We start from the raw sequence: 24,320 nt of genomic DNA, 5'->3' as shown, positions 1-24,320 counted from the left end.
CGCCCATGCGCCCGCTTAGCGCCAGGTCATCCAGGTCACGCAATCAGGCATTGAGCCTGACACGTGGCAGCTGGATCAGCCTGTTCGCCATGCTGATGATCTTTATCGGTCCGCTGATTTCTCAGTCGATGCCGATGGATTCGCGCGCCATGTCGATGAACATGCCTACGGGTATGAGCATGGACATGTCGGCGATGGAGCATGCAGACCATGGCACGCAAGCCACCGCCGAGCATTGCCCGCCAGCCCCGGGGCACCATGTGCTGTGGGAAAAATGCGGCTATTGCAGCCTGCTGTTCAATTGCCCGGCGCTGACCGGTGGCGTGTCTTTCGCCAACTTCGTCATCCGGCCCGTCAACACCTTCACCACACCCTCTGCGCGCCAGGGCCATGCTCGGCCAACCTTCTTCCCCGGCGCCCGTACCCGCGCCCCGCCCGTCGTCGCGTAAACACTCACTTCTGATTTCACACGGTCCGCAAGACAGCCAAAGCAACCTGTGGGAGCGAGCTTGCTCGCGAGGAGGAAGTGTCAGTCAACGTTGATGTCGTCTGGCACACCGCTTTCGCGAACAAGCCCACTCCCACAGGGACAGCTTCAGGCTGCCGGCCGTGTCGTTTACGACTGTTCGATGGAAATTGTCATGTCCAGGTTTTCCGCTGTCCCGTGCTTGAGCCCTGCCCAAGCCTCTTATGCCCTGAACGAATCCGGTGTTCGTTTCAGGCACGCCACCGCCATCCTGTGCGGTGCATTGCTGGCGCCTTCTGCGCTGGCCGATGATCATGCCGGTCACACCGAAGAACTGAGCCCGACGGTGATTACCGCCGTTGCGCCCAGCTTGCCCCTGACCATCGTCACCAACCCCAAGGACCCGCGACAACCGGTGCCGGCCAGCGATGGCGCCGATTACCTGAAGACCATCCCCGGCTTTGCCATGGTGCGCAATGGTGGCACCAATGGTGACCCGGTGCTGCGCGGCATGTTCGGCTCGCGGCTGAACATCCTCACCAACGGCAGCATGATGCTCGGCGCCTGCCCGGGCCGGATGGACGCCCCGACCTCCTACATCTCACCGGAAACCTACGACAAGCTCACCGTGATCAAAGGCCCGCAAACCGTGCTGTGGGGACCGGGCTCCTCGGCTGGCACTATCCTGTTCGACCGCGAGCCGGAGCATTTCGGCGCACTCGGCACACGGGTCAACGCCAGCGTGCTGGCCGGCTCCAACGGCCGCTTCGACAAACTGGTGGACGCTGCCGCCGGTGGACAATCGGGTTATGTGCGGGTCATCGGCAACACCGCGCACTCCGACGACTACCAGGACGGCAACAACGACACCGTGGCGTCGCGCTATGACAAATGGAACGGCGACGTGGCCGTCGGCTGGACGCCGAACACCGACACCTTGCTGGAGCTGACCGCCGGCCGTGGCGATGGTGAAGCCCGCTACGCCGGGCGCGGCATGGACGGCTCGCAGTTCCTGCGCGAAAGCCTTGGCCTGCGCTTCGAGCAATCCAACATCGGCGAGGTACTGGATAAGGTCGAGGCGCAGGTCTACTACAACTACGCCGATCACGTGATGGACAACTACACCCTGCGCACGCCGTCCGGCACCGGGATGATGGCCGGCCCCATGGCCTCCAACGTCGACCGCCGCACCCTCGGCGCCCGGGTCAAGGCCACCTGGCGCTGGACTGATGTGCAACTGATCAGCGGCATCGACGCGCAGACCAACGAACATCGCCAGCGCGGTGCCATGGGCGTCGACACCTACAAGGACCTGCCGTACACCAAGGATGCCGACTTCCATAACTACGGAGTCTTCGGCGAATTGACCTGGTACGCCGCCGACCGTGACCGCCTGATCAGCGGCGCGCGCCTGGACCGAGCATCGGCCAAGGATTATCGGCAGACCACTGGCTCGGGCATGATGACCCGTCCGAATCCGACCGCCGACGACACCCGCGCCGACACCCTGCCGAGTGGTTTCATCCGCTATGAACATGACCTGGCCGATAGCCCGACCACCCTGTATGCAGGCCTCGGTCACTCCCAGCGGTTCCCGGATTACTGGGAGCTTTTCTCTCCCAAGTCCGGCCCCGCCGGTTCGGTGAATGCCTTCGACTCGATCAAACCGGAAAAAACCACCCAGCTCGATTTCGGCCTGCAATACAAGACCGAAGACCTCGAAGCCTGGGCCTCGGCTTACGTCGGACAGGTGCGCGATTACATCCTGTTCAACTACACCCCGACAATGATGGGTACGACCTCGCAAGCCGAAAACATCGACGCACGAATCATGGGCGGCGAACTGGGCGCCGCTTACAACTTCACCGACAACTGGAAAGCCGACGCGACCCTGGCCTATGCCTGGGGCAAGAACAGCAGCGATGGCAGTGCATTGCCGCAGATGCCGCCGCTGGATGCCCGTTTCGGCCTGACCTACAGCGAAGACAACTGGAGCGCCGGCGCACTGTGGAGAGTAGTCGCCGCACAAAACCGCATCGACCAGAACAAGGGCAACGTGGTCGGCAAGGACTTCGACAAGACGCCGGGCTTCGGCGTGTTCTCCCTCAACGGAGCCTATCGGATCAACAGCAACTGGAAGGTCAGCAGCGGCGTCGACAACCTGTTCGGCAAGGCTTACGCCGAACACTTGAACCTGGCCGGCAACGCCGGTTTCGGCTACCCGGCCAATGACCCGCAAGCCATCAAGGAACCGGGGCGAACACTCTGGACCAAGGTGGACATGAGTTTCTAAAAGCTTGGCGAGCAAGCTCGCTCCTACAGGGGAACGAGCTTGCTCGCGATCGGTTGCGCAGCAATCGCAAAAACAAACAACTGAAAGATCCAGCCAAGCGGAGCACACGTGATGAAACAGCCCAAAGTGAATTTCTACAACCTGGCCTGGCGCTGGCATTTCTATGCCGGATTGTTCGTTGCGCCATTCATGGTGATGCTGGCGTTGACCGGCACCGTCTACCTGTTCAAACCGCAGCTCGACTCGCTGATGTACAGCAGCCTGCTTAACGTCCCGGCCGGTCATCACACCGTCCCGGCCGACGACCTGCTGAAACGGGTGAAAACGGCTTACCCACAAGGTCAGGTCACCCAGTACCTGCCGCCGGTCAATGCCGGGCGCAGCGCGCAGTTTGTCGTGCTCAACGATGAAAAGGAGCTGAACGTTTTCGTTGATCCGTACCACGGTGACATCCTCGGTGAACAAGATGCCAAGAAGAACCTGCAAGCCATCGCCCGGTCGATTCACGGCGAGCTGATGATCGGCACCGTTGGCGATCGGCTGATCGAACTGGCCGCCGGGTGGGGCGTGGTGCTGGTGGTGTCCGGCATTTTCCTGTGGTGGCCGCGCGGTCAGGCGGCAGGCATTTTGTGGCCACGCCTGAACAGTCGAGGTCGCGTATTGTGGCGCGACCTGCACGCGGTCACCGGGTTCTGGGGCGCGTCCCTACTGCTGGTGATGCTGCTCAGCGGCATGACCTGGACCGGATTCTGGGGCAAGCAATACGCCGAAGTGTGGAACGTGTTCCCGGCGGCCATGTGGGATGACGTGCCGAAGTCCGACATCGAGGCACGCAGCCTCAACACCGCCACCCGCCAGACCGTGCCGTGGGCCATGGAAAACACCCCGTTGCCGATGTCCGGCGACCATGCCGAGCACATGGCCCACGACGGCGCAGCGGCCGGTCCGGCATCGCCGACCATCCGCCTGCAGGACGTACAAAACATCGCCAGAGAGCGCAAGGTCGAACCGGGCTACAGCATCACCCTGCCGACCACCGCGACCGGCGTGTTCACCATCGCCGTATTCGCCGACGACCCGCGTAATGACGCCACGCTGCACATCGACCAGTACACCGGCAAGGTCCTGGCCGATGTACGCTTCGAGCAGTACGGCACCGTCGCCCGCGCCACGGAAATCGGCGTGATGCTGCACGAGGGCAAGATGTTCGGTGTGTTCAATCAGATCGTCGTGTTGCTGATCTGCCTGATGATTTTGCTCAGCGCGGTCAGCGGCGTGGTGATCTGGTGGAAGCGCCGCCCACAAGGAAAACTCGGCGTGCCGCCGCTGCGCCATCACCTGCCAAAATGGAAAACCGCGATGGTTATCATGTTCGCCCTGGCAGTGGCCTTCCCGTTGGTGGGTGCTTCTCTGGTGGCGGTGTGGGTGCTCGATCGCGTGCTGCTGTCGCGCTTTACCCGGCAAACTGAGTCGGCTTCATCTTCATCTTGAAACAGGCGAGATGCGCCGGGCGAAAGGCACTGTAAACTCCCCGCGCATCACCTCAAGAGTCACTGCATGACCTCGCTGAATCTGACAAACCTCACCTGGTCCCCACTGGGTCACGGCCATTGCCACCACCAATTCCAGCTGCGTGACGCCTCGCTACACGTGGCCGCCGGTGAGTTCGTCGGGCTGATCGGCCCCAACGGCAGTGGCAAGACTAGCCTGTTGCGGTGTGCCTGGCGCTTCAATCAACCGGAAACCGGCGAGGTCAGACTCGATCACCAAAACGTCTGGAAGCGCTCCTCGCGCTGGTGCGCGCAACGCATCGCCGTGGTGTTGCAGGAGTTCCCTGATGCCTTCGGCCTGACTGTCGAGGAAGTGGTCGCCATGGGCCGCACGCCGCACAAAGGCTTGTTCGATGGCGACACCCTTGAAGACCGCGACCTGGTCAATCAGGCCTTGGAATCCGTCGGTCTCAAGGGCTTCGAAGACCACGGGTTCGCCACTCTCTCCGGAGGTGAAAAACAGCGGGTCATCCTCGCCCGCGCCCTGGCCCAGCAACCACAATTGCTGATCCTTGACGAGCCGACCAACCACCTCGACCCGCGTTTTCAGCTTGAGCTTTTGAAGTTGGTCAAGCGCTTGAATATCGGCACCCTGGCAAGCATCCACGACCTCAATCTGGCGGCGGCTTTTTGTGATCGACTGTACGTGATCAACCATGGTCATATCGTCGCCAGCGGCACACCGAAAGAAGTCCTGACGGCTGCGCTGCTGCGCAATGTGTTCGGCGTCCAAGCACTGATCGATGAACATCCGCTGCACGGCTACCCACGAATCACCTGGATAACCCAACCATGACTTTGCGTTCCCTGCTGCGCTCCGGCCTCTCTCTCGCGATGCTGCTGGGCAGCGTCCAGGTATTGGCTGAAGCCACCCACTACCCGCTGACAATCAAAAGCTGCAACCGCGAAGTGACCTTCAGGCAGGCACCGCAACACGCCCTCAGCCACGACATCAACATGACCCAAATGATGCTCGCCCTAGACCTCAAGCCACGGATGGCCGGTTACAGCGGCATCAGTGGCTGGAAGGCCGTGACGCCCGAGATGCAGGGCATTCTCGAAGGCCTGCCGGAACTGGCGGCCAAGTACCCGTCAGTGGAAACCCTGCTCAATGCCAACGTCGATTTCTTCTTCGCCGGCTGGGACTACGGCATGCGTATCGGTGGCGATCTCACGCCGCAAACCCTACAACCGCTGGGCATCAATGTGTATGAGCTGAGCGAATCCTGCGCCTTCGTGATGAAGCGCCCTGCCGCGACCCTGGAAGACACTTACAACGACCTGCGCAACCTCGGCAAAATCTTCGATGTGCAGGACCGCGCCAACGCGCTGATCGCCGCCATGCAGAATCAGATCACAGAGATCCACAAGGGCCTGCCGGCGAAAAAACCGCGGGTTTTTCTCTACGACAGTGGCGAAGATCGCGCGATGACCTCGGGGCGCCTGGGTATGCCACAAGCGCTGATCGATGCCGCTGGCGGGCACAACATTCTCGATGATGTCGACGCAAGCTGGACCCGGGTCAATTGGGAAACCGTGGTCGAGCGCAATCCGCAGGTGATCGTGATCGTCGACTACAGCGAAATCACTGCCGATCAGAAGATTCAATTCCTGCTGAGCAACAAGGCCCTGCAATCGGTGGACGCGATCAGGCACCAGCGCTTCATCGTCATCCCTTACGTGCAGGCCACGCCGGGGATCGATAACGTGCTGGCGGTCGCAACCCTGGCCAAGGGTTTCCACGGAGAATGACCAACCATCGCTACGTCCTGATGCTGATCGCACTCGGTGCCCTGTTGCTGGTGTCGTGCGTAGTGTCGCTGGGCTTCGGCCCGGCCCGGGTGCCGGTGGACGTGGTGTGGCGGATCCTGCTGCACAAGCTGTTCGGCATCGGCGCGCAGGACTGGAGCGCCGGCCAGGATCACATCGTCTGGCTGATCCGCGTCCCGCGCATGTTGCTCGGCGCACTGGTGGGCGCCGGCCTGGCACTGATCGGCGCGGTGCTGCAAGCGGTGACGCGCAACCCGTTGGCGGATCCGCACCTGCTCGGCGTCACCTCCGGCGCCACCCTCGGGGCGGTGATTGTGGTATTGCATGTCGGCGAAATCGTTGGCCTGCTGACCTTGCCGATCGCGGCATTCATCGGCGCATTGCTGAGCATGCTGGTGGTGCTGATGATTGCCAGTCGTCATGGGCGCCTGGACAGTGACCGGTTGCTGCTGTGCGGCGTGGCGGTCTCGTTCGTGATGATGGCGATCGCCAATCTGCTGCTGTTCATGGGCGACCATCGTGCCAGTTCGGCGGTGATGTTCTGGATGCTCGGCGGGCTAGGGTTGGCACGCTGGGAATTGCTGGCAGTACCGACAGCCAGTGTGTTGTTCGGGCTGATATTGCTGCTGGGCATGGCGCGACCGCTGAATGCACTGATGGCCGGTGAGCAGACGGCGGTGACCCTGGGCCTGAATGCACGCACCGTGCGCCTGCGAGTGTTTTTGATTGCCTCGTTGATGACCGGAGTGCTGGTGTCGATCAGCGGCTCGATTGGTTTTGTCGGGCTGATGGTGCCGCACATTGCGCGGCGGCTGGTCGGCGCGGAACACCGCCGATTACTGCCGGTGTGCGTGTTGCTTGGCAGCGTGTTTCTGCTTTGGGTCGACGTCGCCGCCCGAACCATGATCGCCCCGGAAGATCTTCCCATCGGCGTCGCAACCGCCGCGATTGGCGGACTGTTCTTCATCGGCCTGATGCGCCGTCGCTGATCCCACAGTTGATTGGGGTTGCCCACAAGATCTGCGCTCCAATCTGGCGCACCTCTTCGCACCAACACGCCTGTCGCGATCCTTCATGGTGCGCCATCAAACCGCACGACCGCTCTAAACCGACATTTCCCTGCCTTTGCCGACCGGGCACAGCCCTTGCAAAACACACCTTCAGTAGTCCGCATCTGCCAACCAAGAAAACTCATAAGTTCATGGAGATCGCACAATGAAGCGTCGCAGTTTGATCAAGGCTTTCACACTCTCGGCATCCATTGCCGCGATGGGCATGACCTGGACTGTCCAGGCCGCCGAGACCATCAAGGTCGGTATTCTGCATTCGTTGTCCGGAACCATGGCGATCTCCGAAACATCGCTCAAAGACATGGCGCTGATGACCATCGACGAGATCAATGCCAAGGGCGGCGTGAACGGCAAGATGCTCGAGCCGGTGGTGGTCGACCCTGCCTCGAACTGGCCGCTGTTCGCCGAGAAGGGTCGTCAATTGCTGACCCAGGACAAGGTCGCCGTGGTATTTGGTTGCTGGACTTCCGTATCGCGAAAATCGGTACTGCCGGTGTTCGAAGAACTCAACGGCTTGCTGTTCTACCCGGTGCAATACGAAGGCGAAGAGATGTCGCCGAACGTCTTCTACACCGGCGCTGCGCCGAACCAGCAGGCGATCCCTGCCGTTGAATACCTGATGAGCGAAGAAGGCGGCAGTGCCAAGCGCTACTTCCTGCTCGGCACCGACTACGTCTATCCGCGCACCACCAACAAGATCCTGCGTTCGTTCCTGCACTCCAAAGGCGTGGCCGACAAGGACATCGAAGAGGTCTATACCCCGTTCGGTCACAGCGACTACCAGACCATCGTCGCCAACATCAAGAAGTTCTCGGCAGGCGGCAAGACGGCGGTCATCTCCACCGTCAACGGCGACTCCAACGTACCGTTCTACAAGGAACTGGCCAACCAGGGCCTGAAGGCTACCGACGTGCCGGTCGTGGCGTTCTCGGTGGGCGAAGAAGAGCTGCGTGGCATCGACACCAAGCCATTGGTGGGTAACCTCGCGGCGTGGAACTACTTCGAGTCGGTTGAGAACCCGGCGAACAAGAAATTCGTCGCCGACTGGAAAGCCTACGCGAAGAAACACAACCTGCCGGGCGCCGACAAAGCGGTGACCAACGATCCGATGGAAGCCACATACGTCGGCATCCACATGTGGGCGCAAGCGGCTGAAAAAGCCAAGTCCACCGACGTCGACAAAGTTCGCGAAGCCCTGGGCGGCCAGACCTTTGCCGCGCCGTCCGGATACACCCTGACCATGGACAAGACCAACCACCACCTGCACAAGCCGGTGATGATCGGCGAGATCCAGGCCGACGGTCAGTTCAATGTGGTGTGGCAGACCGAAGGCCCGATCCGCGCCCAGCCGTGGAGCCCGTTCATTCCGGGTAACGACAAGAAACCGGACTACGCGATGAAGAGCAACTGAGCCACTGGGTGTCGGTTCCAGGCACGGTGCCTGAGGACGACACAATTCCCTGTGGGAGCGAGCTTGCTCGCGATGAGGGCGGCACATTCAACATCACTGTGACTGAACCGCCGCTATCGCGAGCAAGCTCGCTCCCACATTGATCGCGTAAGGCCAATGACATGCCCACTGCCCTCTACCGCTACATCCTTGCCCTCGTGCTGCTACTGCCGATGGCCACCCATGCCGGCGACGCCGAAGACTTCGTCGCCGCCAATCCCGTGCAGCAAGCCAGGCTGCTGGAAGCCTGGGCCGCGCAGCCCGATCCGGCTCGCATCGAATTGATCAACGCCCTGCAACAAGGCGAGTTGACCATCGACGGGCAACCGAAAGCCCTGCGCCTGAACAACCGCCTGCGGGGGCTGATCGACACTGCCCTGGCCACTCATCAGTTGCTCGCCGCCGACGCCAAAATCCGTCTGGCCGCCGCGCAGCAACTACAGAAAAGCGCCAAACCGGCGCAGTTGAAATTCCTCGACCAACAGCTGGCGGGCGAAAAGGACGAAGGCGTTCACGCCGCACTGAGCCTGGCTCTGGCCAACCTGCAACTGGTGGATACGGACCCGGCTGTACGGCTGGCCGCTGTGCGCTTGCTCGGCGAAACGGGTGATCCCCTGGCCCGCACCCGCCTCGAAGGCTTGCTCGATCCTGGCGTTGAGGCTGATGCCACCGTACGCACTGCGGCCGAAACCAGCCTCGCTCAAGTCAAACGCAAACTGCTGGTCGGCGAGATGCTCGGCCAGGCATTCAGCGGCATGTCCCTGGGCTCGATTCTGCTGCTCGCGGCCCTGGGACTTGCGATCACTTTCGGCCTGCTCGGTGTGATCAACATGGCCCACGGCGAAATGCTGATGCTCGGGGCCTACTCGACCTACGTCGTGCAACTGATGTTCCAGCGCTTGGCCCCGCAGGCCATCGAGTTCTATCCGCTGATCGCGCTACCGGTGGCGTTTTTCGTCACCGCGGCCATCGGCATGGCGCTGGAGCGCACGGTGATTCGCCACCTCTATGGCCGCCCACTGGAAACCCTGCTCGCCACCTGGGGCATCAGCCTCATGCTGATTCAACTGGTTCGCCTGGTGTTCGGCGCGCAGAACGTCGAAGTGGCCAACCCCGCGTGGCTGTCGGGCGGCATTCAAGTGCTACCGAACCTGGTGCTGCCGTACAACCGCATCGTCATCATTGCCTTTGCGCTGTTTGTGGTGGTGCTGACCTGGCTGCTGCTGAACAAGACTCGCCTGGGCCTGAATGTTCGCGCCGTCACCCAGAACCGCAACATGGCCGCCTGCTGCGGCGTTCCCACCGGACGCGTGGACATGCTCGCCTTCGGTCTCGGTTCGGGCATCGCCGGCCTTGGCGGTGTGGCCCTGAGCCAGATCGGCAACGTCGGCCCGGACCTCGGCCAGAGCTACATCATCGATTCGTTCCTGGTGGTGGTGCTCGGCGGTGTCGGTCAGTTGGCCGGTAGCGTGCTGGCGGCGTTTGGCCTGGGGATCGCCAACAAGATTCTCGAACCGCAGATCGGCGCCGTACTCGGCAAAATCCTCATCCTCGCGCTGATCATTCTGTTCATCCAGAAACGTCCGCAAGGCCTCTTCGCACTCAAAGGACGGGTGATCGACTGATGAACCAGCCCCTGCTCGTTACCGCGACCCAAAAAGCCGGCCCTAAAGCCTCGATTGCCGCAGGTGCAGTGATCCTCGCTTTACTGTTGGCGCTACCGCTCCTGTCGTTGTTACCGGTGGACAGCCCACTGCATATTTCAGCCTATACGCTGACCCTGGTCGGCAAGATTCTTTGCTACGCCATCGTCGCACTGGCGCTGGATCTGGTATGGGGCTACGCCGGCCTTCTGTCCCTCGGGCACGGCCTGTTCTTTGCCCTCGGCGGCTATGCCATGGGCATGTACCTGATGCGCCAGGCCGCGGGTGATGACTTGCCGGCCTTCATGACGTTCCTGTCGTGGACCGAAATGCCGTGGTTCTGGACTGGTACCAGCAGCTTCCTCTGGACCCTGTGCCTGGTGGTTTTGGCGCCGGGATTGCTGGCCTTGGTGTTCGGCTTCTTCGCCTTCCGCTCGCGGATCAAGGGCGTGTATTTCTCGATCATGACCCAGGCCCTGACCTTCGCCGGGATGCTACTGTTTTTCCGCAACGAAACCGGCTTCGGCGGCAACAATGGCTTCACCAACTTCCGCACGATTCTCGGTTTCGGCATCACCGAGCCGGGCACCCGCGCAGTGCTGTTTTTCGCCACGGTGCTGTTGCTGGTGGCGAGCCTGTTTATCGGCTGGCGTCTGGCGCAAAGCAAGTTCGGCCGGGTACTGACCGCACTGCGCGATGCGGAAAACCGCTTGATGTTCTGTGGCTACGACCCGCGCGGGTTCAAGTTGTTTGTCTGGGTATTGAGCGCGGTGCTGTGTGGCCTGGCCGGTGCGCTGTTCGTGCCGCAAGTGGGGATCATCAACCCGAGTGAGATGTCGCCGACCAACTCTATCGAAGCAGCGGTGTGGGTGGCCCTTGGCGGTCGCGGCACCTTGATCGGTCCGTTGCTCGGTGCCGGTGTGGTCAACGGCATGAAGAGCTGGTTCACCGTGGCATTCCCCGAATACTGGCTGTTCTTCCTAGGTGCGCTGTTCATCGTCGTGACCCTGTACCTGCCCAAGGGCGTGATCGGTCTGCTGAAAAAAAGAGGTGAATCATGAGAGTCACTGCAACGGCTGAATTCATGCTCGAACCGGCGTTTTTTCCTGTGGAGCCCAACAAGGACGCCGGCAGCAGCCGCGATGCCATCGGCCTCGGCCAACGTGCCGGCAAAGGGCTGAACACGCGCCACGGCACCATCCTGACCCTGGAAGACATCAGCGTCAGCTTCGATGGCTTCCGCGCGTTGAACAATCTGAACCTGTACATCGGCGTCGGCGAACTGCGCTGCATCATCGGCCCCAACGGCGCGGGCAAGACCACCCTGATGGACGTGATCACCGGCAAGACCCGCCCCAGTCACGGCAAGGCCTGGTTCGGCGAAACCCTGGACCTGACGCAAATGAGCGAAGTGCAGATCGCCCAGGCCGGTATCGGCCGCAAGTTCCAGAAGCCCACGGTGTTCGAAGCCTTGAGCGTGTTCGAAAACCTTGAGCTGGCGCAGAAAACCGACAAATCCGTTTGGGCCAGCCTGCGGGCGCGCATGAGCGGCGAGCAGAAAGACCGCATCGCTCAAGTGCTGGATACCATTCGCCTGACCTCGTCGGTCAATCGTCCGGCCGGTCTGTTGTCCCACGGCCAGAAACAATTCCTGGAGATCGGCATGCTGCTGATGCAGGACCCGCAATTGCTGCTGCTCGACGAACCGGTTGCGGGCATGACCGACGCCGAAACCGAATTCACCGCCGAGTTGTTCAAGAGCCTGGCCGGCAAGCACTCGCTGATGGTGGTGGAACACGACATGGGCTTCGTCGGCTCGATTGCCGACCACGTCACGGTGTTGCATCAGGGCAGCGTGCTGGCCGAAGGGTCGCTGGAGCAGGTGCAGGACAACGAGCGGGTGATCGAGGTGTACCTCGGTCGCTAAACTTGCAAACACCTATCCAACTGTGGGAGCGAGCTTGCTCGCGATAGCGGTGTATCAGTCAACAACAATGTTGAGTGTGCCGACGCCATCGCGAGCAAGCTCGCTCCCACAGGGGATCTGAGGAGAGTCTGGAAATGCTGCAAGTCGAAAAGCTGCACCAGTACTACGGCGGGAGCCACATCCTGCGTGGCCTGACGTTTGACGTAAAGGTCGGTGAAGTCACCTGCCTGCTCGGGCGCAACGGTGTGGGCAAGACCACGCTGCTCAAATGCCTGATGGGCCTGCTGCCGGCCAAAGAAGGCGCGGTCAATTGGGAAGGCAAGCCAATCACCGCCTTCAAACCGCACCAGCGTGTGCATGCCGGCATCGCCTACGTGCCACAGGGCCGGGAGATCTTCGGCCGCCTCACCGTGGAAGAGAACCTGCTGATGGGCCTGTCGCGGTTTCCCGGCAGTGAGGCAAAGGAAGTGCCGGCGTTCATCTACGAGCTGTTCCCGGTGCTGCTGCAAATGAAGCAACGCCGAGGGGGTGACCTGTCCGGTGGTCAGCAACAACAACTGGCGATCGGTCGTGCACTGGCCAGCCGCCCTCGCCTGCTGATCCTCGATGAGCCCACCGAAGGCATCCAACCCTCGGTGATCAAGGAGATCGGCGCGGTGATCAAGAAACTCGCGGCCCGTGGCGACATGGCCATTCTGCTGGTTGAGCAGTTCTACGATTTCGCCGCCGAACTGGCCGATCAATACCTGGTGATGTCCCGGGGTGAAATCGTGCAACAGGGTCGCGGCGAGAATATGGAAGCTGAAGGGGTGCGCGGGCTGGTCACGATCTGAGCTTCCGTCCACAGCGGGCTCGAAGCACCATTTTGTCGCACCATCTTCCACGCTGCGCCCTCAACTGGTGCGCGGCGACGCTCAACGGCGCTCTCATTCCAGTGATGCCCTGCGGCACAGCCTTTGCAACCCTCCTGAGGACCTCTCGATAAGCACTGACCATGACTCTTCCTGCATCCGGCGTTTTGTTTACCCCCAGTTGGCATGCCGAACTGGAACTGGGCTACGCCCGATTCGACAACACCACCCGCCCGGTCCAGCGTCGACACAAAGGCCCACTGCGGGTGCAAAAGCACCTGTACGCCGAAGGGCCTGAAGTCTGCCAGCACATCATCGTCCACCCCCCAGGCGGAATTGCCGGTGGTGATCGACTGGACATTTCGGCCAGCGTCGGCACTGACGCCTGGGCGCAGATCACCAGCCCCGGGGCAGCCAAGTGGTATCGTGCGGCTGGTCCCGCGTTTCAGCGGCTGAGCTTGCGAGTAGCGGCCGGTGCGACACTGGAATGGTTGCCCCAGGAGACGATCATTTTCAGTGCTGCCCGAGCTGAACTCAGCACTTGCATTGAGCTTGAAGGCGATGCGCGGCTGTTCTACTGGGACGTCGTGGCCTTGGGCCGTCCGGCCAGTGGCGAACGCTTCGACCTCGGGCACTTTCAGGCGCAACTGGATATCCGCCGCGACGGTCAGTTGCTCTGGCACGAACGCCAGCGCATTGTCGGGGCTGACGGTTTGCTCGATTCGCCGATTGGGCTGGATGGGCAGCCGGTGTTTGCGACATTGCTGGTGACGGGTGAAATTGATAGCGAACTACTGGAGCGCTGCCGCTCGCTGAGCCATGACGTGCGCGGGGATCTGACGCAGTTGCCGGGGCTGCTGGTTGCCCGATGCCTGGCCAGTGAGGCGCTGTTGGCGCGAGGCTGGCTAATCGACCTATGGCGATTGTTAAGACCGGCATCATTGGGGCGCGAGGCCGTGCCACCACGAATTTGGAACACGTGAAATACCATTCAATGTGGGAGCAGATCCCACTCTTTTTAATCTGCCCGGATGGATGTCTACGATGGACCTGACCCCACGCGAAAAAGACAAGCTGCTGATCTTCACCGCCGGCCTGGTGGCCGAGCGGCGTTTGGCTCGCGGTGTGAAGCTCAATTACCCGGAGGCCATGGCCTACATTTGCGCAGCGTTGCTTGAAGGCGCCCGCGACGGCCAGACCGTGGCCGAGCTGATGCACTTCGGTACCACCCTGTTGACCCGCGAACAAGTGATGGAAGGTATCCCGGAAATGATCCCGGAAATCCAGGTCGAGGCCACCTTCCCCGACGGCACCAAACTGGTCACAGTCCACCAACCCATCGCCTGAGGCCGCGCCATGACCTACCACATCCGCGATGCCGTGCATGCCGATCTGCCGGCCATCCGCGACATCTACAACGACGCGGTGCTCAACACCACGGCAATCTGGAACGAGCAGGCAGTCGACCTCGGCAACCGCCAGACCTGGTTCAGCGCTCGGCAATCCCAGGCTTATCCGGTTCTGGTGATCGTCGATGCCGACAACACGGTGCTCGGGTATGCCTCGTTCGGCGACTGGCGACCTTTCGATGGTTTCCGTCACACCGTCGAACACTCGGTCTACGTGCGCAGCGACCAGCGCGGCAACGGCCTCGGTCCGCAACTGATGGAAGCACTGATCGAGCGTGCCAAAGGCTGCGGCAAGCACGTGATGGTCGCCGCCATCGAAAGCGGTAACCTCGCCTCCATTCGCTTGCATGAGCGCATCGGCTTTATCACCACCGGGCAAATGCCGCAGGTTGGCACCAAGTTCGGTCGCTGGCTGGACCTGACTTTCATGCAATTGACCCTCGACCCCGGCGCGCAGCCGCCCAGCATCAACCAGGAGTAATGCCCGATGAACGCCGCCCAACTGCGACGCGTCAACGTCGAAAGCTTTGCGCATTATCGCCAGGGCCTGATCGATCTGCTGCTCGATGCCGTCGGCTATGGCGCCAGTGTCGGCTTCATGGCTGACCTCGATGCGGCCCAGGCCCACGCCTGGTTCGATGAAGTCCAGGACAACCTGAACAAAGGCAGTGTGTTGCTGTGGGTGGTGGTCAAGGACGAGCAGGTACAGGCCAGCGTGCAACTGAGTCTGTGCCAGAAAGCCAACGGCCTGAACCGCGCCGAAGTGCAGAAGCTGCTGGTGCGCGAAGATGCGCGGCGTCGCGGTCTGGGCCAGCAACTGATGAGCGCTCTGGAAGCGGCTGCCCTGCAGCAAAAGCGCGGCATGATTTACCTCGACACCGAAGCCGGTTCGCCCGCCGAAGCCTTCTACCAATCGCTGGGTTACACCCGCGCCGGTGAAATCCCCGACTACGCCTGCGACCCGAGCGGCCGCTACAAGCCGACCGCCCTCTACTACAAGATTCTCCAAGGAGCCCACTGATGATTCCCGGTGAATACCAGATCCAGCCCGGCGAGATCGAGCTCAACGTTGGCCGGCGCACCCTCAGCCTGAAGGTGGCCAACAGCGGCGACCGGCCGATCCAGGTTGGCTCGCATTACCACTTTTTCGAAACCAACGACGCCCTGACATTCGACCGCGCCGCCAGCCGTGGCATGCGCTTGAATATTCCTGCCGGCACCGCCGTGCGCTTCGAACCGGGGCAGAGCCGCGAGGTGGAGTTGGTGGACCTGGCCGGGCATCGTCGGGTGTTCGGGTTTGCCGGGCGGATCATGGGCGATCTCTGATTAATGCGTTGTCAGTACCGCCCCCATCGCGAGCAAGCTCGCTCCCACAGGGGAACGCGATCAACTGTGGGAGCGGGCTTGCTCGCGATGTGAGCGCAGCGAACGATTTCAAATTCAATTGAATCTCAAGGCGAACACATGAAGATTTCCCGTCAAGCCTACGCCGACATGTTCGGTCCCACTGTCGGCGACAAAGTGCGCCTGGCCGACACCGAGTTGTGGATCGAAGTGGAACAGGACTTCACCACTTACGGCGAAGAAGTGAAATTCGGTGGCGGTAAAGTCATCCGTGATGGCCAGGGTCAGAGCCAGTTGTTAGCCGCCGAGGTGGTCGATACCCTGATCACCAACGCACTGATCATCGATCACTGGGGCATCGTCAAGGCCGACGTCGGTCTCAAGGACGGGCGCATCGCGGCGATCGGCAAGGCCGGCAATCCGGACATCCAGCCCAACGTCAACATTGCCATTGGCGCCAGCACCGAAGTCATCGCTGGCGAAGGCATGATCCTCACCGCCGGCGGCATCGACACCCACATCCACTTCATCTGCCCACAACAGATCGAAGAGGCATTGATGAGCGGCGTCACCACCATGATCGGTGGCGGCACCGGACCGGCCACTGGCACCAATGCGACCACCTGCACTTCCGGGCCGTGGCACCTGGCGCGCATGCTCCAGGCCGCCGATGCGTTCCCGATGAACATCGGCCTGACCGGCAAAGGCAATGCCAGCCTGCCGGAACCATTGATCGAGCAGGTCAAGGCCGGCGCCATCGGCCTCAAGTTGCATGAGGACTGGGGCACCACGCCGGCGAGTATCGACAACTGCCTCAGCGTGGCCGACCGGTTCGACGTGCAGGTGGCGATCCACACCGACACCCTCAACGAATCCGGTTTCGTCGAGACCACCATTGCCGCCTTCAAGGGCCGCACCATTCACACCTATCACACCGAAGGTGCCGGTGGCGGTCACGCGCCGGACATCATCAAGGCCTGTGGTCTTGCCAACGTGCTGCCGAGCTCCACCAATCCGACCCGGCCGTTCACCCGCAACACCATTGATGAACACCTCGACATGCTGATGGTCTGCCATCACCTCGACCCGAGCATTGCCGAGGATGTGGCCTTCGCCGAAAGCCGCATCCGCCGCGAGACGATTGCCGCCGAAGACATCCTCCACGACCTCGGTGCGTTTTCGATGATCAGCTCCGACAGCCAGGCCATGGGACGGGTCGGCGAAGTCATCACCCGCACCTGGCAGACCGCCGACAAGATGAAAAAGCAACGCGGGCCGCTACCCGGTGATGGTGAAGGCAACGACAACTTCCGCGCCAAACGCTACATCGCCAAGTACACCATCAACCCGGCGATCACCCACGGCATCAGCCATGAAGTGGGTTCGGTCGAAGTGGGCAAATGGGCGGATCTGGTACTTTGGCGTCCGGCGTTTTTTGGCGTGAAACCGACGCTGATTCTCAAGGGCGGCGCCATCGCGGCCAGCCTGATGGGCGACGCCAATGCCTCGATCCCGACGCCACAACCGGTGCACTACCGCCCGATGTTCGCCAGCTACGGAGGTTCGCTGCACGCCACCAGCCTGACCTTCATCAGCCAGGCGGCGCAGGATGCAGGCTTGCCTGAAGCCCTGGGTTTGAAAAAGAAAATCGCCGTGGTCAAAGGTTGCCGCGACGTGCAGAAAACCGACCTGATCCACAACGACTACCTGCCGAACATCGACGTCGATCCGCAGACCTATCAGGTCAAGGCCGATGGCGTGTTGCTGTGGTGTGAGCCAGCGCAAACCTTGCCAATGGCCCAGCGTTATTTCCTGTTCTAAGCCGTTTGTTGCACCCCACACAAAGGCCTCGCACCCAGGGTGTCGAGGCCTTTGTATTTTCCGTGATTATTGATCGGCCCCAATCCGCAGCCGGTCCAGCTTGGCCCGCGCCATCGCTTCTCGGGTCAGGTTCTTCAGCCGCTGTGTGACCTGCCGGTCGATGTCATTCAAGGCTTGAACATACGCCTCGTCAGTCATCACCCGGCCATCTGCATAGTCTGCTTCACTTTTGCCCAATTCGCTGCACAGCCCCTTGATTTCCGCCTCCACTGCAGCCTTTTCCTCGGTGGTGAGCCGCGTACCTTCGGCCCTGCGCTGCAACGCAACCTGCAAATCGGTGGTGGCGTCGATCCGGCGTTTCAAGCCATTCAATTCCTCGCGGTAAGTCGACTCCAGCCAGGACTTCCAGAGCGGTTGCTCAAAGATCCGATCGATCAGCAGATCACCCTCCTCCAGCGCCTTGATCCGCTCGAGCGCCGCCTCGATCATTTCTTTGCTGACCTCGGCGATGCTGCGAAACTGCATGCCCCGCGCCTGCCACGGTAAATCCAGGCGCTGCGCCAGATCGGTCATGTAGGCCAGGTGCACTTCCACTTCATCGATCGTACCGGTCACTTCGCCATCGACACCGGTCCGACGGAACTGTTCTCCCTTCGCCAATCGCTCGGACACCCGGTGACGGGCGATGGCGCCGAGTTCATCGAGCCGGGATTTGCCCAGGGCCAGCTCAAGCAATTGCGTCTCGATCAGATCTGCGCGCACGAGGGCGTAGGCCTCGTGAACCATCACCTGCACGCCCATGGCATTGAACAGTTGCGTCCCGCCATCCACGCATTCGGTGGGGGTTGCGGCTTCGTTGAACAACTTGATGCGCAGTTCAGTGTCGCTGGCCATGGCCTCAAGCATGCGCCAGACCTTGGCCGTAAGCTCTGCCTGATAGGTGCCGCCGGCCTTGAAGTCGGCGGATTGGGTGAGCCTGCGAATTTCGTTGAAGAACGGCACTGAATCGAATTCATCCTCGACCGCGTTCCAGACTTCCTGTTTTGCCTGCCATTGCCGCTCAGACATGCCCGTCACCCAATCCGAACTGTCGAGCACGCCAAGGGGCGGATAAGGACGCTCCGGGTCCATGCCGACCGACTCGATGTAAGACTTCAGGATGTCGAGATTTTCCGGCGAAATCCAACGCGGATCCCTGCTGATCACGGTGCGCGCCAGCAACTCTGCGCGAAATGAACCGGGCGCGACTTCAGGTATCCGGTTGATCGGGTTAGCGCTCAGATCAAGATAGATAGCGCGCGGTCGCGACTGCGAAAACAGCCCGACAGGCCAGCTGTCCAGCCCTGTTTCGCGCAACAAAAGCACCTGCAAATGCGGCATTCGGCTGATGTTTGGAATGAGCTTCAGGGGGTTACCACTCAAGCGCAGGGACGTCATGCGCGTCAGATTCTTCAGGCGATCTACCGCCGATGCATCCAGTTCAATTTTATTGCCGTCAAGAAACAGGTGGCTGAGATGGCGCATGTCCCCCACCGCCTGCGGAACGGCCGTCAGCAGATTGTCTTGCAGATTGAGGTAGCGCACCTGATGAAACGAGTCGAGGAAAGACATGTGCCCGGCACGCAATTGGCCACCGCGCAGGCTCAGCCTGGTGACATGGTCAAAGTTGGCCTCCAGCTTCGGCAGGGTTTCCAGAAGTCGGCCCAGCTTGGGAATGTTGTCCAGGTTCAACGCCTGCGGCCGCACTACCCCGGTAGCCTCGATGCCCTCTGGCCCGGTGCGCTGCCAGCATTGCCTGAGCGCTTTGTAGATGTTGTTTCGCGCATGCCACTCCGCCACGCCCTCCGGGCTAAAACGAAAGGACTCGGTCGGCGAGTTCATCCAGCGTTGCATGGTACGGTTCAACTGGTTGAACTCGGCCTCAAGCACCGCCAGTCCCTCATGCGCCGCACCTTCGCCCTGACCCAAGTCCGCCAGCAGCGTCTCGACTTCCTCCGAGGTAAAACCCGGATACAGTGCACGGGCCCGTCGCCGCAGCCCCATGCCGTGCGGGACCTGTTGTGCGTAACCCCGCATGCCGCCGCGCAAGCGCATGACGCTCGGGTCGTAGGACGGTTTGAGCACCGGGTTATCGCGCAGGATCGGCTCGAACACAGCTCGATCCAGTGGTTTTGACTTTACCGCCTGCTCAAGGCCTGCCGCGTCATGGATTTCAAAACCCAGGGCGGCGCGCTGGGTGTCGGGCAATGCGTGCAGCACGGCGGCATACAAATTGTCCGCGCCGTGCAGGTGCTCGTCGCCCGCGTCCCGTGCTTCATATCGGCCATCCTCGCCCCGGATCAACACTTTGCGGGTAGGCGCGTCGTCCGGGCCGAGACTGTCGTGCAGCCGCCCTGAAAAAGAAAATTCACGGATTTCCAGACGCAGGTCCGAGGGCCAGCCCGGCAGGGCTGTCAGCGAGTGCAGCTCCAGGCGCTCGGTGTCGGTGTTGTGCAGCTCGCCGAGGTACAGGCCTTCATACGCTCGCGCCACTCGCAGCTGGTGCGCCGCTTCCCGGGCCTGATGGGAAAGCCTCAAGGGCACGCGCTGTTTCTCGGCCCAATGTTGCAGGTCCGAGGGGGGGGCGTGTTCCACAAGTGCTTGCGCCACGCTGGTCGAAAGCGACGACTCGTGCCCCTTGAGCAAACTCACACGAGGATCCTCTGCACGCTCCCGGCGCTCGTACAACTTGTCGAACAAACGCCTTTTGCTGCCCCGCGCCTGCTCGGCCAGGCGATCGCGCAAGGCCTTCGTGCGCGCCGTCTTGTCTCCGGAAAACCACTGCCCCAGGGTCTCGCGAAGGGCCTGTTCATCCAGGAACCCGACCACACGTGCAGGCAGCGCACCGGTGATTAGATCCTGCCAGGTCAGCTGCAAGGTATCGGCCGGCAACGCGTCGGCATAGCCCTCCTTGAACGCCGCCCCCGACAGCCCCGGCCCCTTGAACACTTCGATGGCCTTGCCCTCGGGCCAGCCCGGCAACTCAGTCATGAAGCGCACGGCAAGATCGGCCCACTCCTGGCCGACTCGATCGGCCAGGATCTGTTCTGCGCAAGCTTCTGCGTCGGCGTACGCCTTGAAGCGCTTGAGGGTATCGGTCAGCAGTGCGGGCGGGGTTTCGTGCTCCACGTGGAGCCGCCGCAGTGTATTTTCGTGAACACCACTGACGGCCAGGATCTGCTCCAGTGTTTCATCGGTGAACCCATCCACCGAGGCGCCCAGACGCTGGAGCAATTGACGCCGATCCCATTCAAGCGGTTGATCGAGTTCCGTCTTCCACAGGCCGGCGTCGTTGTACTCCAGCAAGGGCTGATAGGCATCGGCTCGCGAAGGGTGTTGCAGGCGATGCTCGCCAGTGCTCGGGTCCTGTTTGACTTCGTAGCATTTGTCGCCGAGGCGCAGCAGGTCCTGATCAAGGTGCCGGTACAAGCCTTTTCCACCAACGACGCCATCCTTGGGCAAGGTGACCGATTGTTGATACGGCGTCAGGTCCGGATTCCACAAACGCTGCTTGCCGGCGACCTCAACAGGCTTGAGCCCTTCGACAAAGGGCGAGACCTTGATCGGCGTCAGCTGGACGCCTGGCAACCCGTGACCGGCGCCCATGAGCGCCAACTGCGCAAAGTTGATCAGCACTCCATTGAAATAGGCAGAGGCCTCTTCCTTGTCCCCTTTGCTCCAGTCTTCGATGCCTTCGGCCACTTCGGCGAGCATCTGCGCAATCATGATGCCCAGCATCGCTTCGCCCAGACCGGGCACCAGCATCGCGGCGAAATTGAACACGTTCCAGCCGATGTTCAGGTAACTGGTCAGGCGCTTGAAGCGGGCGCTGGCGTCCTCGTCACCGGTCGGCACCGCGATGCGTCGGGCATCGACGATGGCCTTGTCGCGGCGTTCAACGAACAATGTCACCCACAGGTCGCCCGTGATCTGATTGGTAACGGGTTCTGCATCGGGATTCTCGACCGCCGTTTCACGCCACCATGGCCCCATGTCCAATGGCTCGCGTTGCTGCCAGGTAAACGTCTTCAGACGTTCGTTGACCCGGCTGAAAAACAGCCCCTTGTCCTTTTGCGCCACGAACCGGCTGAAAAACGCCTGGTACTGCGTGTCTCGCAGCTGACCGATCAGGGTTTTCATGAACGCGGCCAGCGAAGGGTACTCCTTGAGCGGATGTTGCGGATCATCCGGTACATAGGCGATCACGTGGCCGGACAAACGACTCTGATGGTAGATGTCATCGCGGCGCAAAAGCTCATCGTTGAGCCCCTGCGGCCCATTGGCGAAAAACGCCTGCAGCAATTTGAACCGATCGTACTCCGTTCCCGGCAATATCGAGAGGCGCTGCGACCATTCGCTCCAGAATTTCACTGAGTCGGGGGTCAAGGCATCGATCGCCTGCTTGATCTGCGACGGATCGCTGACGGCACTGAACAGCACGATGCCCGTCAAACGAAAGCCCATCAGCGACAATCGATGGCAATGTAGCGGCTGGTCGTACAGCGTGGTATCGGCCTGGCTCTCGCGTATCTGCCCGAGTTTGCCGTAGGCATGGTCGCTGATATCGCCTTTCAATCGCGCGACCAGTGAAGCTACCTGAAAAGCGGCTTTTTCACTGGCCACCGACTCGTCCTGCAAGGCGCGTCGTGCTTCAGTTGTGGTCGGCAGCAAGATGGATTTGATATGCCGCTGGTACTGTCCGCCAATGTCGAGGCTGCGGCACATCGATGCAAACCTGGGCAAGGGAATCGCGGTCTCAAGCACGAGGCTGCCGCGCTCTTCCTTGCGATAGATACCCGAGCTGCTGCGCCAGGCGTCTTCGGTAGTTTCTGCTTCCTCGAAATTGTGCAACGCCGCTTCCAGCAACGTGGACTGTCGAACGCGGCTGGCCCCGGTATCAATGACAAAGGCAATATTACTGGGTACTTCAAGTTGCACGCTGAGTGCGTCGATGTTCTCCACAGTATTGAAGTTCGCCTGCATCGATGCACTGAGCAGCGGTTTGGCGAAGGCATTGATATCGTGTTGCAAGTTGCCCAGGGACTTGTCCAGCACGCCTTGCAAGCGTCCTTGTTCTTCAATCAACCCTTTCAGATATTGTCGGTCGACTTCCCGTGCCGCGCTGTACCACTCGGGCATTTCAGGCCTTAGTGTTTCAAGGCCTTTCATTCTCGACATCGACGCCTTTTTTATTGCGTCGGGTATGGCGCCCAGTACACGCTCGTAATGAACACCGTTGGTTTTGGCGGGCGTTTCCAGCCAGTTGCTTCCATGCAAATCAGACACTGTTCAATCACCTTGATAACAGGATAGGAGCGAACAGACTCGTGCACCGGAGCCTAAAACAAAAGACCAAATTACTGTTGGGCCAACGCTTCAAAAGGCTCTAACAGTTCGAAAATCAAGGAGCTGCCAATACATAAATACCGCCATTGCTGCCCATGGTTATGCCACAGCATGAGTAGTCGTGTTTTTCCCGCCAAAGGGACTAATATTCGAAACGCTATCCTTCGATCCATGTTCAGGTAACCGCTATGCGTCTTTCCGAATTCATCGTGTGTAATGTTGATCGCATCGTCAATGAGTGGGAGCAGTTCGCCAAGACCATCACCCCTGCCGCCGAATCCATGGACAGCGCTTCGTTGCGCGACCACGCGAAATCGATCCTGCTGGCCGCCTCGCGGGACATGACCAAACCGCAAAGCCCCGATGAACAGGCAGCCAAAGCTCGCGGTGAAGGTCCGGAAAAAACGCCAAGCCTGGACGAGGCTGGCGCCAGCCACGGCGAATTGCGTCATAACGTGGGGTTTGATCTGGTGCAGATGACCAGCGAATTCCGCCATCTTCGCGCCTGCGTGATCCGCCTGTGGGTAGACAGTCTCGAGTCCCCCGACATGGCTTACTTCCAGGACATGATCCGTTTCAATGAAGCCATCGACGAAGCGTTGGCCGAATCCACGGCCGCCTATGCCGACCAGGTCAACCGCTCGCGGGACATCTTCCTGGCGATTCTCGGCCACGACCTGCGCGCGCCCCTGCAAGCGGTAAGCATGTCCATCGAACTGCTGCTGCGCAAAACTCCACTGGAGGGCGATGCCCTGACCTGCGCGACCCACATCCAGCGGGGCACGCGACATATGGCGATGATGGTCGGCGACTTGCTGGAGTTGGTGCGCAGCCGCCTGGGCAAGAGCTTGCCTATCGAGCGACGCCCATTGGACCTGGCCGAAGTGGCCCATGCGGCGATTGCCGAAGCCTGCGCTGGCAACCCTGCATGCGATCCAACCTTGGAAATACTCGGAGACACCCACGGTGTGTGGGACGCGGGTCGACTCACTCAGCTATTGCAGAACCTGATTGGCAACGCCTTGCAGCACGGTTCGAACAAACGCGACGTGACTGTGACCCTCAAGGGCCAGCCGGATGCGGTGCGCCTGACTGTGCATAACTTCGGCGTGCCGATTCCCGAGGACGCCATCGCCACGATTTTCGATCCGCTGGTGCGCAGCGCCGACGAAGAGCTGGGGCAGCCTTCCACCAGCCTCGGGCTGGGGTTGTTTATCGTCAAGGAAGTGGTGGATGCGCATCAGGGGACGATTGAAGTCACCTCGAACGAAGAGGACGGCACGTTGTTTACGGTGATGTTGCCACGCAACTCAATGTAGGAGCTGCCGAAGGCTGCTCCTA

Annotated in this window: 19 protein-coding genes; 18 read left to right on the top strand and 1 reads right to left on the bottom strand. The window is 61.0% G+C overall.

Annotated elements, in window-relative coordinates:
* Positions 1 to 5: 5 nt before the first annotated feature.
* The 17 genes from AC3WTM_RS14165 to ureC all read left to right on the top strand — a co-directional run bounded on the left by AC3WTM_RS14165 (position 6) and on the right by ureC (position 17,594).
* Complete coding sequence (locus AC3WTM_RS14165; protein ID WP_102669215.1) at positions 6 to 449, top strand: DUF2946 domain-containing protein; 444 nt, start codon at positions 6 to 8, stop codon at positions 447 to 449.
* Between the two features lie 192 nt (positions 450 to 641).
* Complete coding sequence (locus AC3WTM_RS14160) at positions 642 to 2,759, top strand: TonB-dependent copper receptor (RefSeq protein ID WP_102669216.1); 2,118 nt, start codon at positions 642 to 644, stop codon at positions 2,757 to 2,759.
* A gap of 111 nt (positions 2,760 to 2,870) precedes the next feature.
* Positions 2,871 to 4,250, top strand: coding sequence for a PepSY-associated TM helix domain-containing protein (locus AC3WTM_RS14155; RefSeq protein ID WP_102669217.1), 1,380 nt, complete (start codon positions 2,871 to 2,873; stop codon positions 4,248 to 4,250).
* 66 nt (positions 4,251 to 4,316) lie between these two features.
* Positions 4,317 to 5,105: an ABC transporter ATP-binding protein gene (locus AC3WTM_RS14150; RefSeq protein ID WP_102669218.1), complete on the top strand. Its 789-nt coding sequence runs from the start codon at positions 4,317 to 4,319 to the stop codon at positions 5,103 to 5,105.
* On the top strand, positions 5,102 to 6,061 hold the full coding sequence (locus AC3WTM_RS14145; RefSeq protein WP_102669219.1) for an ABC transporter substrate-binding protein: 960 nt from the start codon (positions 5,102 to 5,104) through the stop codon (positions 6,059 to 6,061). Before AC3WTM_RS14150 ends, AC3WTM_RS14145 begins: the two co-directional genes overlap by 4 nt.
* Positions 6,058 to 7,068, top strand: coding sequence for a FecCD family ABC transporter permease (locus AC3WTM_RS14140; protein WP_102669220.1), 1,011 nt, complete (start codon positions 6,058 to 6,060; stop codon positions 7,066 to 7,068). Before AC3WTM_RS14145 ends, AC3WTM_RS14140 begins: the two co-directional genes overlap by 4 nt.
* A 226-nt stretch (positions 7,069 to 7,294) precedes the next feature.
* Positions 7,295 to 8,560 carry an urea ABC transporter substrate-binding protein gene (gene urtA / locus AC3WTM_RS14135; protein ID WP_057712186.1) on the top strand — a complete coding sequence of 422 codons (1,266 nt, stop codon included), beginning with the start codon at positions 7,295 to 7,297 and terminating at the stop codon, positions 8,558 to 8,560.
* Positions 8,561 to 8,721: 161 nt separating this feature from the next.
* On the top strand, positions 8,722 to 10,224 hold the full coding sequence (gene urtB, locus AC3WTM_RS14130) for an urea ABC transporter permease subunit UrtB (protein ID WP_102669221.1): 1,503 nt from the start codon (positions 8,722 to 8,724) through the stop codon (positions 10,222 to 10,224).
* On the top strand, positions 10,224 to 11,303 hold the full coding sequence (urtC, locus tag AC3WTM_RS14125) for an urea ABC transporter permease subunit UrtC (protein ID WP_102669222.1): 1,080 nt from the start codon (positions 10,224 to 10,226) through the stop codon (positions 11,301 to 11,303). The genes urtB and urtC overlap by 1 nt, the downstream gene beginning before the upstream one ends.
* Positions 11,300 to 12,169 (top strand): urea ABC transporter ATP-binding protein UrtD, encoded by an 870-nt coding sequence (urtD, locus tag AC3WTM_RS14120; RefSeq protein WP_102669223.1) that lies wholly within the window; start codon positions 11,300 to 11,302, stop codon positions 12,167 to 12,169. Before urtC ends, urtD begins: the two co-directional genes overlap by 4 nt.
* Before the next feature lie 134 nt (positions 12,170 to 12,303).
* The gene (urtE, locus tag AC3WTM_RS14115; protein ID WP_057712190.1) at positions 12,304 to 13,002 is read left to right on the top strand and encodes an urea ABC transporter ATP-binding subunit UrtE; all 699 of its coding nucleotides are present in this window, start codon (positions 12,304 to 12,306) and stop codon (positions 13,000 to 13,002) included.
* Between the two features lie 161 nt (positions 13,003 to 13,163).
* Positions 13,164 to 14,003 carry an urease accessory protein UreD gene (locus AC3WTM_RS14110; protein WP_102669224.1) on the top strand — a complete coding sequence of 280 codons (840 nt, stop codon included), beginning with the start codon at positions 13,164 to 13,166 and terminating at the stop codon, positions 14,001 to 14,003.
* Positions 14,004 to 14,064: 61 nt separating this feature from the next.
* Positions 14,065 to 14,367, top strand: coding sequence for an urease subunit gamma (gene ureA, locus AC3WTM_RS14105; RefSeq protein WP_102669225.1), 303 nt, complete (start codon positions 14,065 to 14,067; stop codon positions 14,365 to 14,367).
* A gap of 9 nt (positions 14,368 to 14,376) precedes the next feature.
* Positions 14,377 to 14,910: a GNAT family N-acetyltransferase gene (locus AC3WTM_RS14100; protein WP_102669226.1), complete on the top strand. Its 534-nt coding sequence runs from the start codon at positions 14,377 to 14,379 to the stop codon at positions 14,908 to 14,910.
* A 6-nt stretch (positions 14,911 to 14,916) separates the two neighbouring features.
* The gene (locus AC3WTM_RS14095) at positions 14,917 to 15,450 is read left to right on the top strand and encodes a GNAT family N-acetyltransferase (protein WP_102669227.1); all 534 of its coding nucleotides are present in this window, start codon (positions 14,917 to 14,919) and stop codon (positions 15,448 to 15,450) included.
* Entirely contained in the window at positions 15,450 to 15,755 is a 306-nt protein-coding gene (locus AC3WTM_RS14090) for an urease subunit beta (protein ID WP_102669228.1), read from the top strand. Before AC3WTM_RS14095 ends, AC3WTM_RS14090 begins: the two co-directional genes overlap by 1 nt.
* Before the next feature lie 138 nt (positions 15,756 to 15,893).
* Positions 15,894 to 17,594, top strand: a complete 1,701-nt coding sequence (gene ureC / locus AC3WTM_RS14085) for an urease subunit alpha (protein ID WP_102669229.1) — start codon at positions 15,894 to 15,896, stop codon at positions 17,592 to 17,594.
* Between the two features lie 66 nt (positions 17,595 to 17,660).
* Here ureC and AC3WTM_RS14080 read toward each other — a convergent pair whose 3' ends face one another.
* Positions 17,661 to 22,919, bottom strand: a complete 5,259-nt coding sequence (locus AC3WTM_RS14080; protein ID WP_102669230.1) for an NEL-type E3 ubiquitin ligase domain-containing protein — start codon at positions 22,917 to 22,919, stop codon at positions 17,661 to 17,663.
* A gap of 248 nt (positions 22,920 to 23,167) precedes the next feature.
* Here AC3WTM_RS14080 and AC3WTM_RS14075 point away from each other — a divergent pair, with 248 nt between their 5' ends.
* Positions 23,168 to 24,298, top strand: a complete 1,131-nt coding sequence (locus tag AC3WTM_RS14075) for a sensor histidine kinase (RefSeq protein ID WP_102669231.1) — start codon at positions 23,168 to 23,170, stop codon at positions 24,296 to 24,298.
* Positions 24,299 to 24,320 lie beyond the last annotated feature (22 nt).

Source organism: Pseudomonas sp. EU05-FHT14B02, from assembly GCF_058791055.1.
This window is presented reverse-complemented; position numbering and strand designations above follow the sequence as displayed.

Excerpts from the sequence above, each read along its gene's own strand:
- urtE (WP_057712190.1), top strand. The coding sequence starts at position 12,304 with ATGCTGCAAGTCGAAAAGCTGCACCAGTACTACGGCGGGAGCCACATC.
- AC3WTM_RS14165 (WP_102669215.1), top strand. The coding sequence starts at position 6 with ATGCGCCCGCTTAGCGCCAGGTCATCCAGGTCACGCAATCAGGCATTG.
- AC3WTM_RS14160 (WP_102669216.1), top strand. The coding sequence starts at position 642 with ATGTCCAGGTTTTCCGCTGTCCCGTGCTTGAGCCCTGCCCAAGCCTCT.
- urtC (WP_102669222.1), top strand. The coding sequence starts at position 10,224 with ATGAACCAGCCCCTGCTCGTTACCGCGACCCAAAAAGCCGGCCCTAAA.
- AC3WTM_RS14100 (WP_102669226.1), top strand. The coding sequence starts at position 14,377 with ATGACCTACCACATCCGCGATGCCGTGCATGCCGATCTGCCGGCCATC.
- AC3WTM_RS14090 (WP_102669228.1), top strand. The coding sequence starts at position 15,450 with ATGATTCCCGGTGAATACCAGATCCAGCCCGGCGAGATCGAGCTCAAC.
- AC3WTM_RS14110 (WP_102669224.1), top strand. The coding sequence starts at position 13,164 with ATGACTCTTCCTGCATCCGGCGTTTTGTTTACCCCCAGTTGGCATGCC.
- AC3WTM_RS14155 (WP_102669217.1), top strand. The coding sequence starts at position 2,871 with ATGAAACAGCCCAAAGTGAATTTCTACAACCTGGCCTGGCGCTGGCAT.
- urtA (WP_057712186.1), top strand. The coding sequence starts at position 7,295 with ATGAAGCGTCGCAGTTTGATCAAGGCTTTCACACTCTCGGCATCCATT.
- ureA (WP_102669225.1), top strand. The coding sequence starts at position 14,065 with ATGGACCTGACCCCACGCGAAAAAGACAAGCTGCTGATCTTCACCGCC.
- AC3WTM_RS14150 (WP_102669218.1), top strand. The coding sequence starts at position 4,317 with ATGACCTCGCTGAATCTGACAAACCTCACCTGGTCCCCACTGGGTCAC.
- ureC (WP_102669229.1), top strand. The coding sequence starts at position 15,894 with ATGAAGATTTCCCGTCAAGCCTACGCCGACATGTTCGGTCCCACTGTC.
- AC3WTM_RS14145 (WP_102669219.1), top strand. The coding sequence starts at position 5,102 with ATGACTTTGCGTTCCCTGCTGCGCTCCGGCCTCTCTCTCGCGATGCTG.
- urtD (WP_102669223.1), top strand. The coding sequence starts at position 11,300 with ATGAGAGTCACTGCAACGGCTGAATTCATGCTCGAACCGGCGTTTTTT.
- AC3WTM_RS14140 (WP_102669220.1), top strand. The coding sequence starts at position 6,058 with ATGACCAACCATCGCTACGTCCTGATGCTGATCGCACTCGGTGCCCTG.
- urtB (WP_102669221.1), top strand. The coding sequence starts at position 8,722 with ATGCCCACTGCCCTCTACCGCTACATCCTTGCCCTCGTGCTGCTACTG.
- AC3WTM_RS14095 (WP_102669227.1), top strand. The coding sequence starts at position 14,917 with ATGAACGCCGCCCAACTGCGACGCGTCAACGTCGAAAGCTTTGCGCAT.
- AC3WTM_RS14075 (WP_102669231.1), top strand. The coding sequence starts at position 23,168 with ATGCGTCTTTCCGAATTCATCGTGTGTAATGTTGATCGCATCGTCAAT.